At 67.6% G+C, this 13521-nt stretch carries 12 protein-coding genes and 1 pseudogene; 8 read left to right on the top strand and 5 right to left on the bottom strand.

Going from position 1 to position 13521, the window contains the following annotated elements:
- Positions 1–425 precede the first annotated feature (425 nt).
- On the bottom strand, positions 426–2054 hold the full coding sequence (locus ACIA5D_RS45545; RefSeq protein WP_396036916.1) for an alpha/beta hydrolase-fold protein: 1629 nt from the start codon (positions 2052–2054) through the stop codon (positions 426–428).
- A 39-nt stretch (positions 2055–2093) separates the two neighbouring features.
- Entirely contained in the window at positions 2094–3389 is a 1296-nt protein-coding gene (locus ACIA5D_RS45540) for a hypothetical protein (RefSeq protein ID WP_396036915.1), read from the bottom strand.
- A gap of 240 nt (positions 3390–3629) precedes the next feature.
- Between ACIA5D_RS45540 and ACIA5D_RS45535 the strand changes: the two are divergent.
- Together ACIA5D_RS45535 and ACIA5D_RS45530 are read left to right on the top strand one after the other, a co-directional pair.
- Positions 3630–3824, top strand: a pseudogene (locus ACIA5D_RS45535) (MarR family transcriptional regulator); the annotation flags it as partial.
- A gap of 54 nt (positions 3825–3878) precedes the next feature.
- Positions 3879–4838: an ROK family protein gene (locus ACIA5D_RS45530; protein ID WP_396036923.1), complete on the top strand. Its 960-nt coding sequence runs from the start codon at positions 3879–3881 to the stop codon at positions 4836–4838.
- A 65-nt stretch (positions 4839–4903) separates the two neighbouring features.
- On the opposite strand, the gene ACIA5D_RS45525 is transcribed toward ACIA5D_RS45530, so the two are convergent.
- Complete coding sequence (locus ACIA5D_RS45525; protein WP_396036914.1) at positions 4904–5173, bottom strand: hypothetical protein; 270 nt, start codon at positions 5171–5173, stop codon at positions 4904–4906.
- Positions 5170–5433 carry a hypothetical protein gene (locus tag ACIA5D_RS45520; protein WP_396036913.1) on the bottom strand — a complete coding sequence of 88 codons (264 nt, stop codon included), beginning with the start codon at positions 5431–5433 and terminating at the stop codon, positions 5170–5172. The genes ACIA5D_RS45525 and ACIA5D_RS45520 overlap by 4 nt, the downstream gene beginning before the upstream one ends.
- A gap of 223 nt (positions 5434–5656) precedes the next feature.
- Here ACIA5D_RS45520 and ACIA5D_RS45515 point away from each other — a divergent pair, with 223 nt between their 5' ends.
- The 6 genes from ACIA5D_RS45515 to ACIA5D_RS45490 all read left to right on the top strand — a co-directional run bounded on the left by ACIA5D_RS45515 (position 5657) and on the right by ACIA5D_RS45490 (position 11910).
- The gene (locus ACIA5D_RS45515) at positions 5657–6703 is read left to right on the top strand and encodes a LacI family DNA-binding transcriptional regulator (RefSeq protein WP_396036912.1); all 1047 of its coding nucleotides are present in this window, start codon (positions 5657–5659) and stop codon (positions 6701–6703) included.
- 138 nt (positions 6704–6841) lie between these two features.
- Positions 6842–8104 carry an extracellular solute-binding protein gene (locus ACIA5D_RS45510; protein WP_396036911.1) on the top strand — a complete coding sequence of 421 codons (1263 nt, stop codon included), beginning with the start codon at positions 6842–6844 and terminating at the stop codon, positions 8102–8104.
- Positions 8097–9125, top strand: coding sequence for a carbohydrate ABC transporter permease (locus ACIA5D_RS45505; protein WP_396036910.1), 1029 nt, complete (start codon positions 8097–8099; stop codon positions 9123–9125). Before ACIA5D_RS45510 ends, ACIA5D_RS45505 begins: the two co-directional genes overlap by 8 nt.
- A gap of 7 nt (positions 9126–9132) precedes the next feature.
- Complete coding sequence (locus tag ACIA5D_RS45500) at positions 9133–9975, top strand: carbohydrate ABC transporter permease (RefSeq protein ID WP_396036909.1); 843 nt, start codon at positions 9133–9135, stop codon at positions 9973–9975.
- Positions 9976–9997: 22 nt separating this feature from the next.
- Positions 9998–10777 (top strand): ThuA domain-containing protein, encoded by a 780-nt coding sequence (locus ACIA5D_RS45495; RefSeq protein WP_396036908.1) that lies wholly within the window; start codon positions 9998–10000, stop codon positions 10775–10777.
- Entirely contained in the window at positions 10774–11910 is a 1137-nt protein-coding gene (locus ACIA5D_RS45490) for a Gfo/Idh/MocA family protein (RefSeq protein ID WP_396036907.1), read from the top strand. The genes ACIA5D_RS45495 and ACIA5D_RS45490 overlap by 4 nt, the downstream gene beginning before the upstream one ends.
- Here the strand turns inward: ACIA5D_RS45490 and ACIA5D_RS45485 are convergent.
- Positions 11903–13513 (bottom strand): long-chain fatty acid--CoA ligase, encoded by a 1611-nt coding sequence (locus ACIA5D_RS45485; protein WP_396036906.1) that lies wholly within the window; start codon positions 13511–13513, stop codon positions 11903–11905. The two genes, ACIA5D_RS45490 and ACIA5D_RS45485, sit on opposite strands and share 8 nt — an antisense overlap.
- Positions 13514–13521 lie beyond the last annotated feature (8 nt).

Below are 13521 nucleotides of genomic sequence, written 5' to 3'. Positions count from 1 at the left end.
TACGCCCAAGTCCTCGACGTCTGCGACCGAGTCAACCTGCTCCAACACGGCACCATCACCTTCGACAAACCCACCTCGGAGGTGACCCTGGAGGAACTGACCGAGCTGGTGATAGCCGAGTACCGCAACCGCCGTCTGCACGGCGACAACGGGTAAGTCATGTCGATGATGTCGCCGGAATGGGCGGCCGGCGTGCCGGGCGGCCAGCCTGCCGAGTTGGTCCGGCAAGATCGTGCTGATCAGCCGCTTTGCGCCTTGCCAAGCCCGGCAAGCGGACGGGCCGGCGATTGGCGAGACCCGACTTTCGGCCCGGCGGGTTGCCGGCAGGACGTCCTCAGTCCAGATGCCGGCCGCGCCGATCCGCCGGCGGACCATCGCGGACAGCGTGTCGATTCCCGCCGCTCCGAGGGCCGCCGGCGTCAGCGTCATTGTTTCCGTGCCTGCCGCACAAGCGCTGGAAAGTGGTGTGGTTTGCCCGGGCGGGTCAGGGTGACCCGGGCCGAGCCGGACTTGGTCGGATCGACCACCGATGTCGCCACGACGGTGAGCGACGACGCAGTCTCGGCGGCGGCCACCGAGAGCAGACCATTCGCGGAGATGGTGGTGTCCGCCGAGTTCGCACCCTTGACCGACCACGTCACCGCCGGGCTCACCCCCTCGTTGGTGGTCACCTTGGCGGTGAACTGCCGGACCCAGTTCCAGCCCCGCGTCAGTTTCTGAGTCGCGGGCGCCACCGACACGGAGTCCACCCCCGACCACAGGTAGTCCCTGGCGAAGATCGTGAACAGCTGGCCCGCCGTCATCCCGTCGTGCGCGCCGGGGACCTGGGCCGTCGCGGCGGCGTACCCTCGCGCCTTGAAGTTGTTCGCGATGGCGTTCTGGGCGTCGAGGTTGCCTTCGAAGACACCATTGCCGAGGAACACAAAGAGTTCATCGTTGCCGACCGCGGCCGCGACGTTGTCATAGTCCTGTGTGGTCAGCGACGGATTACCGGAGAAGTGTCCGTAGAACGCGAAGGTGGTCGGGTAGGCCCTGATGACGTGGGCGCCCGTCATTCCGCCGTACGAGAACCCGGCGTAGGCGCGGCCCTCACGCTTGGTCGAGACGTTGTATCTCTTTTCGATGAGGGGAAGGATCGTCTGGACCAGGTTGTTGGCGGCGTTGGTCTGGTTGTAGGAGGCGAAGCCGAGGCTGGTGCCCGTGAAGTGGTTCCCCATGGTGACAACCACCGTCGGCTCGATCTCGCCCTTCGCCGTCATGTTGTCCAGAATGTTCGGGACATTCGCCGGGATCATGAAGTCGGTCTCGTCACCGAAGATGCCGTGGGCGAGGTAAGCAACCTTGTACGGCTCCGCGCGGTTGGCGTCGTAGCCGGCCGGCAGGTAGACGCCGAGGTAATGGCCGCTGTCGCCCAGAATCGTGGTGTAGGGGATGTACCTGACGGTGCCCCATTTCGATCGGTCCGCCATCGGCAGCTCGTACTCCGCACGTTCCTTGAGCACCGGGTCGTTCTGCTTCTTGGCGTACGGCACGTACACCGCATCGAGAACGTCGTTGTTCCTGACGCGGAACGAGGACTCGCCCGGGGGCCGTGGGTTCGTCGAGGCCGGATCCCAGATACGCTTGTTTTCCCAGCCCTGAGTCGGGTCCCAGACCCGGTACCAGTAGCTGAGGCCGCCGGCGTGCAGCGGGATCGAGATCGACCAGTATCCCCTCGAATTCTTGGTCATGTCCCTGAGGAATTCGGTGCCTCCGGCGTGGTACCGCCCCGTCTGCCAGGCTTCCGGCTGATACCGCGTGTTGCCCGTGCCGAGGTCGAGCAGAGTCAGATCTCCGGCAAGGCGAACCTGGGTGGCATGGGGATTGCGGTAGACGAACTTGGCGGTGTATCCGGTCGGTGAATGGCGATCCGCCCGGACGGTCGCGCCTTCCACAATTGCGCGTTCGCCTGCGGTGGCAGCCGGCGGGGAAACGATGATGCCGGCACCGAGGGACACGAACAAGAGTAACGAGATCGCACGCCTGAGCCGGCGCCGTTCGATCGCCTTTCTCATCTGAGCACACTCCTTCGTTGTCTGTTCAGTGGAACCAGCTCATTGGGCGAGAAGCCATCGCAGGATGGTCTTGTCCTCGTACGTGGGGGCCGCGGCGAGGTGGCGGTCCGGCTCGTAGAACGCCGAGTCGGCGTACTCGGTGTACTTGACCAGTGCGTTTGCCTGGGCGGGGGTTTTCCCGAGGACCATGTAGGCGTTCCAGATGCGGTTGTACGAGGCCTGCCCGGTCGTGACCACGTTGAGAAGGTGGTCATGAGTGCCGTGGGTGATCCAGACCGGCGTACCGGACGCGGCGATGGCGGTTGCCTGGGCTGCGCCGGCGGCGAAACCTCCGGTGATCAGGGCACCGTCGAAGAGTCCGGGGTAGGTGGCGAGTGCGGCCCAGGCGAGCGTGGAGCCGTACGAGACCGTGGACGAGTAGATCCGGTCCTGGTCCACCGAGAACTCCCGCGCGAAAGCGTTCAGGAGCTCGACCATGACGTCTGCCTGGGCGGCCGCAGTACCGACCCGCTGGTTCTGTGGAGCCAGGACGATGACGTCCTCGCTGGTGCCCGTCCACTTCTCCTGCAGCCACGCGGTCGCGGGGATGTCCGCAGCTACCTGCACCCCTTCGTTGGAGCCGTTGAACCCCATGCCCTGCCCCGGCAGGATCACGACGACCGGGTACTTTTTGGCGGCGTCGTAACCTGCGGGCAGGTGGTAGGCGTAGGGAATCATCGTGCCCGCAGTCGTCGTAAACCTCTTGTAGACGAAGTCGTCGGCCAGCAGGTTGATCGCGGGTTTGGTGGGCGCGTACGCCCGGTCGGACGCCGCGGCCAGCCGCGGGCCATGGCCTTTACCCTGCCCCCGCTGGGCATAGACGTCCTCGTTCTGCACGACCGTCGTCTGCAGGTCGGCGTTGACTTTGACGTAGTTGCCCGCCGCCATGACGGTGTTGCCACCGGGATCCGTCGCGGCGAGCTCGATGATGACGAACTTGCCCGGGTCGGACCGCTTGTCCGCGTTCAGGGCGGGCGCATCATTGGTATAGACGGCGGCAATCGTGCGGTTGGCTCGTTTCGTCGGGTCGGTAATGTCCTCGACGGGGTTGAAGCGGAAGTTGTAGAGGCTGTCCGAGACCGCGTAGGTGCCGCGGTCCAGGGTCCGCCCGTTCACCTGTGACGAGTACTCGACCGCGACCGCCGTGACCTTCTGGCCGAAGGCCAGAATCTGCGTGATCGGGATGACGTTCTGGACTCCGTGACCACCATGGCCGGGCGGCTTCGCGGTGGCCGCGCCAGGGGCGATCAAGACCGTGCCGACAAGGACGGCGACCGTAGCCAAGGATTTTCGCATCGACATTGGTTGTCCCTCCGAACGGTGCGCGCCGCTATCAGGGAGCGCCGTGGCACGGACGCTACGCAACGCCCCCGAAACAATCAATAGACGAAAACATCCGAAGGTACAGGCAATCTTTACGACTAATCCGTCATATATAGGCCGCCTCATCGAGTCGCAGCCAGAACCGATGATCAGCCACGAACTGCGGGCTCTGCCGATAGCGCAGTTATGACGAAACAGCTATAAATTACGGCTATGCCGATGACCTCCGACGCTGCCGTCGACAGCGGTCTCACCAGTACCGAACGAGCTGTCCTCCGGGCCTTGTCCGACGGTGAGCACCGCACCGTCGCCGCAGTCTGCGCCGAGGTCTCGGCGGCGCGCAGCAGTGTCGTACACGCGTTGAAACGCCTTCGGGCCGCGGGCTTGGTGGCGGAGCATCCCTCAAGTCGCTCGGCGAGAGGGCGGCCGGCCCGCGGTTGGTCCGTCACGACATCGCCTGGCGTGCTCGCCGTGGTCCTGGCTGCGGCCCATGGTTTCCTCGCCGGTGTGGTACGACCCGACGGCGAGGTCCTGGCGGCGGTGCACGGCGTAGCGGACTTCACCACACCGGCGGGGGCTCTGGAGTTGCTCGATCGTGCCCTCGCCGAAGCCGGCGTGACGCATCAGGAGGTCGAGCTCGCGGTCCTCGGGCTGCCTGGCCCGTCCTTGTTCGCTCGGACGCCTGGCCCGGACCCGCTCGGAGGATCACACCTGCGGCGCTTCCGGTCCTGGGACGGGCGACCAGCTGCGGATGTCGTGGGCGATTTTCTCGATCGCCCCGTCTTCTGCGAGAACGACGCCAATCTGGCAGCGCTCGGTGAGGCCGTCTACGGGGACGTGGCCGGCCTCCACACCGTGCTGCACATCTCCCTCACGCACGGGACCGGCGCTGGTCTGGTCATCGGAGGCAGGCTCCACCGCGGTGGCTCCCGGCTGGCGGGTGAGGTCGGGCACCTCCACGTCGACGACGCCGGGCAGCTCTGCGAGTGCGGTGCGCGCGGCTGCTTCTGGCAGACCACGAGCATTCCGGCGCTGCTCAGCGAACTGGCCACGGCCCATGGACGGACCTTCACGGTGAGCGATCTCGACGCGGCGGCCGCCTCCGGAGAGCTTGAGATCATGCGGGCGCTCCGCGGATTCGGCCGCTCCCTCGGCCGCCGCGTGGCCGACTTCGTCGTATTCCTCGACCCCCAGGCCATCGTCGTGGACTCCGCCCTGGGCGCCGCCTCCGACGTCATCGCCGACGGCATTCGTGAGGCGGTCGACCAGTACACCCCGCCGATGATGGCGGCGTCGGTCAAGATCTCATCCGGATCGCTGGGGGCATCGGCACATCTGAAGGGGGCGGCGGCCCTCGTCCGTACGGAGCACCTCTTCGAGGTATCCCAGCTTGGCCCGCGGGTGCAAGCGAGCCAGGCATAGCTCGCCAGTCCACGCGTTCAGCGGCGGCGGCAAGTCGGCCGTCCAGGCGGCCGTCGCATTACTCGTCAATCACCTTCTGCTGACGGTCTGGTGAGATCACCCGGCGGAACACCAGGGCCTGGTAGTGATATCAGGGCCAGCAGCCCCTCGAAGTCGGTCGAGCAAGGGCCACAAGCGCGCAGGTGCGCGGCGACGCCGGGGTACCTGCTCCGGGCCGCCTCGGGGCCGGCGGCATGCAGCTCGGCGTAGACGTGCAGAAGCTCCATCGCTTCACCGCAGCCGACATCGCGCGGATCGGTCCGCAGGAACGCGTCGAAATCGATCGGGTCGCTCATCGGTCCTCCCGCAAATGCCCCTTGGCGACCAGAGCCGTCCGCAATTTCCGGCGCGCGTCGAAAAGCGTCTTGTATGCCGCGTTGTGGTTGGCGTCGAGCTCGATGCAAAGCGAGTCGAGCGGCACACCGTCCAGGACGATCGCCTTGAAGACGCGTCGTTGCCGGTCGGTCAGCTCGTGCTCCACCGCGTGCCGGAAGACCTCGAGCAGCTCACGCCACTCGGCTTCACGCTCGGCGGAGAACCCGAACAGCGCGGGCATGCGCTCCCGGTCGGACTCGTCCAGCGGCAGCGTGGGTCGGCGGTTCCAGAAATGCCGCCCGAGCTCCCGGGCGAGTGGCGGAGTCCGCTCCGGCAGTCGGCAAGGTTGCGAAAGTGTTGCCTGGAGATGTCTTGCGCGCGGTGTGACGCTCGCCATAATCTGTCGGCACCTGATTGTTGAAGCGCTTCGACGATACGCATCGACTACGTCCTGGGGTTTGCCCATGGCTGCATTCACGAGCAAGGATGTCGCCCGGCTCGCGGGCGTCTCGCAGAGCACAGTTTCGTACGTGATGACCGGCAAGCGTCAGATCTCCGAGCGCACCCGGCAGCGCGTGCTGGCCGCCATGGAGCAGCTCACCTATGAACCCCATGCCGGTGCGCGAGCGCTGGCCGGACGGCGTACGCAAGTGGTCGGTCTGGTCGTGCCTTTCGACTCGACATCGGAAATGACCGGGCTGCTGCCGTTCATCGAGACCATCGCCAGTTCCGCGCGGGCCAACGACTACGAGGTTCTGCTGGTCACCGCGGACGAGGGTTCGGCGGGGCTGCGGCGCCTGGCCGGGCGGGCGCTGTGCGACGCGATCATCATGATGGACATCCAGGAGCAGGACGAGCGAGTCCAGGTGGCCGCCTCCTTACCCATTCCCGTCGTGCTCGTCGGCGTGCCCGACGACCCGGCCGGCCTCTACTGCGTGGATCTCGATTTCGAGGCGGCCGCCCGGATCGCCGTCGACGAGCTTGTGGACACCGCGCATGACGAGGCGTTCGTCGTCGGCTATCCGGCGGCGGTGACGGACCGCCGGATCAACTTCGCCGGCCGGTTCCTGCGATCGGTGCGCCGTCATGCGGAGATGCGCGGCCTCCCGCTCACCGTGCTCGAGCCGGCCGAGCTGGGCCGGGCGGGGGCCGCGGAGGTGGTCGACCAGATTCTGACGCGCCGAAGCCCGGGGCGGACAGGCGTCCTGGTGCCCTACAACGCGGCCATCGGACCGTTGCTGCACGCGCTGCGGGCCCGTGCGGTGGTACCCGGCCGCGACCTGTCCCTCATCGGACTCAGCACCGACCGCCAGGCGGACGAATCGGAGCCGCCGTACACCAACATCTCCGAGGAGCCGCGAGACGTGTCGCGGCGCGCGATGAAGACCCTGCTCTGGTTGCTCGATCCCGGTCCCGGGGTGGGGCATCCACCGATAGATCTCGTCGCCCCGCGCCTGACTCGCCGGAGCACCGTGATGCCCGCGCCCGCATCCGCGGCGCGCTCGGGCTAGAGCCAGATCCGAAGACGCCAACTCGGTCCGCCGCATCCGTGTCGTAATCGATGCGTATCGACGGGCGATCGCCGACACATCCCTATCGATACGTATCGACAGGGACCTCGAAACGACGCCTTGAAAACCCTTCCCACGTTGCGTTCCGATCGAAAGGACACCCCCGACATGTTCCGTTCCACTCGATCTCGTAAAGCCCCGGCCGCACTCGCGTCGATACTCGCCCTGCCCCTGGCGCTCACCGCTTGCGGTGGCTCGGACAACGGTTCGGACAGTGGCGGCGCGACGACCCTGCGGGTGCTCGACTACTACAACAACGATCCGGGCAAGACGGTCTGGCAGAAGGCCATCGAGGCCTGCGCCTCGCAGGCCGGCGCCACCGTCTCGCGGGAGGCGGTGCCGGGCGCGACGCTGATCCAGAAGGTGCTGCAGCAGGCTTCGTCCAAGACGCTGCCGGATCTGCTCATGCTCGACAATCCCGACCTGCAGCAGATCGCGCAGACCGGGGCCCTGACGCCGCTGGACACCTTCGGCCTCAATGCCGATGGCTTCGCCAAAGGCGTGGTCGACGCTTCGACCTATCAAGGCAAGCTCTACGGCCTGCAGCCCGTGACCAACACGATCGGGCTGTTCTACAACAAGGACATCCTGGCCAAGGCCGGCGTTACCCCGCCGACAACCTGGGAGGAGTTGAAGACGGCCGCCAAGAAGCTGACCTCCGGCAGCCAGTACGGACTGGCCTTCTCGGCGCCGGCCAACTACGAGGGCACGTGGCAGTTCCTGCCGTTCATGTGGTCGAACGGCGGCGACGAGAAGAACATCGCGACGCCGGAGACCGCGCAGGCCCTGCAGCTGTGGGTGGACCTGATGAAGGCCGGTTCGGTCTCGAAGTCCGCGCTGAACTGGACCCAGGCTGACGTCAACGACCAGTTCAGGGCCGGCAAGGCCGCGATGATGGTGAACGGGCCGTGGCAGTTCCCGGTGCTGGACGCGGACACGGCTCTGCACTATGCGGTGGTGAAGATCCCGGCCCCGGCCGCCGGCCGGCCGATCGTCGCGCCCCTCGGTGGCGAGACGTGGACCGTCCCGCAGACCGGCAACAAGGACAAGCAGGCCAAGGCGGCCAAGGTCGTCGCCTGCCTCAACTCCGACGAGAGTCAGGTCAACCTGGCCAAGCAGAACCAGACCATCCCCACCAAGACCGCCCTGCTGACGAGCTTCAGCTCGTCGAACCCGAACGTGAAGGGCTTCGCCGATCAGATCCCGACGGCGCGGTCGCGCACGGGTGAACTCGGCGCTGACTGGCCGAAGGCGGCCACGAAGATCTACACAGCCTTCCAGTCCGCGCTGACCGGGCAGGCGGATCCGGCCAAGGCCCTGGAGCAAGCCCAGAATGGCTGAGAACCAGCCCCTGTCCGGCTCGGTGCACCCGGGATCCCAGTCCGGATCCCGGGGCGCCACCACCGCGCATCGCCGGGCGGATCCACCGCCCCCGCTGGATCCGGCGCCCCCGGACCGGGTCCGCCACTGGAAGTCGCGTCGCGGGCAGGACCGACTCGCACAACTGCTGTTCCTGGCCCCGGCCGTGATCTACATGGTGGCGTTCTTCGGCTACCCCGTCGTCAAGAACTTCCTGATGGCGCTCCAGAAGTTCTCGACGAGCACCTTCTACACCGGCGAAGCGCCGTGGGTCGGGCTCGCCAACTACCGCGCCGTGATCACCTCGTCGGTGTTCAGCAAGGCACTGTTCAACACCGTCCTGTTCACCGCCGGGTCGATCCTGGGGCAATTCGTCATCGGGCTCGGTCTGGCGGTCTTCTTCCGCCGCCGCTTCCCGCTCAATGGCGTGCTGCGGTCACTGTTGTTGATCCCGTGGTTGATCCCGCTGATCGTCTCGGGTGCGGTCTGGCGCTGGATCCTGGACAAGGACAACGGCGCGCTCAACCGGTTCCTGGCCGCCATCCACCTGGCGCCCGGGCACCCCGGCTGGCTGACCAGCACCTCGCTCGCCCTGATCGCCGTGATCATGGTGAACATCTGGATCGGCATCCCCTTCAACCTGACCATCCTCTATGGCGGACTGCAGGACATCCCGGAGGATCTGTACGAGGCGGCCACGCTCGACGGGGCGTCCGGCTGGCAACGGTTCCGCTACGTGACGTGGCCGCTGCTCCGGCCGGTCGTGAGCGTCGTGCTGGTGCTCGGGGTGGTCTACACCGTCAAGGTTCTCGACGTGATCCTGGGCCTGACCAACGGCGGGCCGGCCAACGCGAGCCAGACCATCGCCACCCAGTCGTACCACCTGTCCTTCGTGGAGTTCGATTTCGGGCAGGGGGCCGCCCTCGGCAACATCCTGATCGCCATCTCCCTGGTGTTCGCCGTCATCTATCTGCGCGCGAACCGGCGTGCCGTGGACGAGTGAGGTCGTCATGTCCATCACCGCGCAACCGAGCAGGCGCGTCAAACAGCCCTGGCCACGCTGGGCCAACACCGTGGTCGCGATCGGAATTCTGGCTGTCCTGCTGTTCCCGATCTACTGGATGATCAACGTGTCGCTGCAGCCGAGCGGATCCGCGGTCGGCACGCCGTGGCTACCGATCCATCTCAGCTGGCGGGGCTACTCCACCGCGCTCGGTCAACAGGGCCGCAACCTGCTGACCAGCCTCGTCGTGGCGCTCGGTTCGGTGGTCTTCTGCCTGCTCGTCGCGACCCCGGCGGCCTACGTGCTGGCCCAGCTCCGGCTTCGCTTCGCCGGCGCGATCCTGTTCGGCGTGCTCATCTCGCAGATGATCCCGGGCATCGTGATCGCGAACGCGCTCTACACCGCCTACACCGACGTGGGACTGCTCAACTCGGTCCCCGGCCTCGTCCTCGCCGACTCCACCGCGGGTGTCCCGTTCGCGATCCTCATCGTGCGGGCGTTCATGACCAACATCCCGCAGTCGGTCATCGAGGCCGGCCGGGTCGACGGCGCCGGGCACCTCCGGACGTTCGTCTCGATCGTGCTCCCGATGAGCCGCAACGCGCTGATCACCGCGGCGCTGTTCAGCTTCCTGTTCGCATGGGCGGACTTCCTCTTCGCGCTCACGCTCACCACCACGGAGGACGTGCGGCCGGTGACGCTCGGCCTCTACACCTACATCGGAACGTACGTCAACGACTGGAGTTCGGTGATGGCGACCGCCGTGCTCGCCTCCATCCCGGCCATCGTGCTGCTCGTCGTGGCCCAGCGCTACGTCGCGGCCGGAACCACCGCCGGCGCGGTGAAATGAGTCTTATCGGAAGGAGTCAACCGTGACATCGGCAGAGACCGGCCCCGTGCGCGTGACGGTGTGGGGAGAGAACCGCCACGAACAGATCGAGGAGCACGTGGCGAAGATCTACCCGTACGGCATGCACGCGGCGATCGCGGACGGTATCCGGGAGAATCTCGGCGACGGATGCACCGTACGGACGGCGACGCTCGACGACCCCGAGCACGGGCTGACCGAGGACGCGCTCGCACAGACCGACGTACTCACCTGGTGGGGGCACGCGGCGCACGCCGAGGTGGCCGACGAGGTCGTCGAGCGCGTACACCGGCATGTGCTCTCCGGAATGGGCCTCGTCGTGCTCCACTCCGGACACTGGTCGAAGATCTTCACCACGCTGATGGGCACAACCTGCACGCTGCGCTGGCGCTCGGAGCACGATCGCGAGCTGATCTGGACGGTCGACCCCACCCACCCCATCGCGCGGGACGTGCCGCATCCCCTCATCATCGAGGAGGACGAGATGTACGGCGAGTTCTTCGATATCCCGGCTCCCGAGGAGCTGGTCTTCATCAGCTCGTTCACCGGCGGGGAGGTCTTCCGCAGCGGCTGCACCTTCCGGCGAGGCCACGGCAAGATCTTCTACTTCCGCCCCGGGGACCAGGACTATCCCACCTATCATCACCGGGGCGTACGCAAGGTGATCGCGAACGGGGTCGCCTGGGCCGCCGGCGACCGGTCCGCGCGCGAATATCCGACGCTGCTGCGCTACGACACCGGAGACTTCTTCCACGGCCAGGGCTACCGGGGACCGCTCCAGTGAGGTTCCGGAGCGTCGTCAGCAGTCCGGCCCAGCCGCTGCGGGTCGTTGTCGCCGGTGCCGGCAACATGGGCCGGGCCTGGCTGGCCGCCGTCACCGCTGCGCCCGGCGTAGAGCTGACCGGCGTCGCCGACCTTGACCTGACCGCTGCGAAGGCCGCCGTCGCCGCCGTCGGCCGGCCCGGTCTGGCGATCGGCAGCGACGCCGTCGAGCTGGCCGGGCAGACCGACGCGCAGGCGCTGATCAACGTGACCGTCCCGGAGGCCCACCACTCGGTGACCACCGCGGCGTTGTTCGCCGGCCTGCCGGTACTCGGTGAGAAGCCGGTCGCGGAGTCGGTGAGCCGTGCGCTCTCGTTGGTGGCGGCCACCGAGGTCACGGGCGAGCTGTTCATGGTCAGCCAATCCCGGCGATGGAATCCGCAGCTGTCCCGGCTGCGCGCCATGACCCGGCAGCTCGGACCCATCGGCACGGTCACCACCGACTTCTTCCGGGCTCCGCACTTCGGCGGCTTCCGCGAGCAGATGGCCCAGCCGCTACTCGTCGACATGGCGATCCACGCCTTCGACTCGGTGCGCTTCCTGCTGGACTGCGAGCCGGTGTCCGCCTACTGCCAGTCCTACAATCCGCAATGGAGCTGGTATGCCGGGCACGCCAGCGCGACCGCGGTGTTCGAGATGGAATCCGGCACCCGGTACGTCTACAACGGCAGCTGGTGCAGCCCCGGCGCCGAGACCTCGTGGAACGGCAGTTGGCGGATCAGCGGGCAGAACGGCACCGCACTGTGGAACGGCGACGACGACCCGATCCTGCACATGGAAGCGGCGCCCACGATCGCGGACACGTCGCCCTATTCCGGGATCGAGGGCGCCCTGCAGATGTTCGTACAGGCCTTACGCACCGGACAGCGGCCCTCCGGCGAGGTGCACGAGAACGTGATGAGCCTGGCGATGGTCGAAGCAGCCGTGCAGTCGGCCAGGACGGGCAGGCCCGCTCGGCTCGACGACGTTCTTACCCGGGCGTACGTGCAGGCGATCCGCACCGAGGACCGCCCTGACGTCTGCCGCGTTCTTCAAAATTGGCCCTCTGTGCGCGCTGCCCTTGCGACATCCTCCAGACACGTAAAGATCAGATGAGCGGCCCAGCCGGATCCGCGACCTGCCGGCGCAGCGCCACCTTGGCGAACTTGCCGGTTGCGGTCTTCGGGATCTCCGGCATGAAGCGGAACTCGTCGGGCACCCACCACGAGGCCACCCGGCCGGCCAGGTGGGCCCGCAGGTCCTCGGCGGCGAGGCTCCGGCCGGGCGCGACCACCACACAGGCCAGTGGGCGCTCGCCCCAGCGGCGGTCGGGAACGGCGACCACCGCGGCTTCCAGGACGTCGGGGTGCGCCATGATCGCGTTCTCGAGAGTGACGGAGGAGATCCATTCGCCGCCGGACTTGACCAGATCCTTGGTCCGGTCGACGATCCGGAGACAGCCGTCGGCGTCGATGGTGCCGATGTCGCCCGTACGCAGCCAGCCGTCGTCGGTGATGCTCTCCTGGCCGGCGCCGGCCCCGAAGTAGCCGTTCGCGATCGTCGGGCCGCTGACCTGCACCTCCCCCGGAGTGGCGCCGTCGTGCGGGACGATGTGGCCGTCAGCGTCGAGGAGCCGCAGTTCGGTGAGCGGCACCGACCGGCCCGGTGAGCACAGAATTTCGCGCCGCGCGGCGGCGTCCAGCCCGTCCTGGGTGCTCGCCGGCCGCGCGCAGGTGACCAGCGGGCTCGTCTCGGTCATCCCCCAGGAGCTGCTCAGGGTGACACCGGCGACGTCGTCGTACGCCTGCGACAACGAAATTGGCAGCGCGCTGCCACCGCTGACCGCCATCCGCAGCGCGGACAGGTCGAGGCCGGGCAGCAAGGGCTCCAGGGCGCGCCAGATCGCCGGGACCGCGGCGGTGAACGTGACGCGATGCCGGGTCAGCAGCGACGCGAGGGCGTCCGGGGTCATCCGCGGGCCGGGCAGCACCAGGTCGGCGCCGGCCATGGCCGCGGCGTACGGGAGTCCCCAGGCGTTGACGTGGAACATCGGGACGATCGGCATGACCACGTCGCGCTCGCTGATCGCGAAGGCGTCGGCCCCGAGCAGGACGAGAGTGTGCAGCACGATCGACCGCTGGCTGGAGAGCACGCCCTTCGGCCGGCCGGTCGTGCCGGAGGTGTAGCACAGGCTCGCGGCGTCGTCCTCGGCCACGACGGCCGCGGCGACCGGTTCGCGTACGCGGGCCAGGAGCGCGTCGTAGTCGAACACGCGGGAGTCGCCGGGGATCGGCTCGTCGCCGCCGTCGTCCATCACCACGACGTGGCGGACGGTGTGCAGGTCCGCCATGAGCGGCCACACCGTGGGCAGCAGGGACCGGTCGACGAAGAGGACGTCGTCAGCGGCATCGGCCACTATGTAGGTCAGTTCGGCGGCGAAGAGCCGGTGGTTGAGGGTGTGCAGCACCCGGCCCGAGCTCGGCACGGCCAGGTACAGCTCCAGGTGCCGCTGGGAGTTCCACCCGAACGTCCCGACCCGCGCACCCGGCGGCACGCCGAGCAGATCGAGGACGCCGGCCAGCCGCCGGGCCCGGGCGACGACCTCGCCCCAGGTCGCGGCGCCCTCCCCCGTGGCAGTCGCGGTGACGACCCGTTTGTGGCCGAACACGCCCTCGGCGCGCCGCACCAGCATCGCGACGTCGAGTGCCCGGTCCTGCATCAGCCCGC

The sequence above is a fragment of the Actinoplanes sp. NPDC051513 genome (genome assembly GCF_044454685.1).
Classification (GTDB): Bacteria; Actinomycetota; Actinomycetes; order Mycobacteriales; family Micromonosporaceae; genus Actinoplanes.
This window is presented reverse-complemented; position numbering and strand designations above follow the sequence as displayed.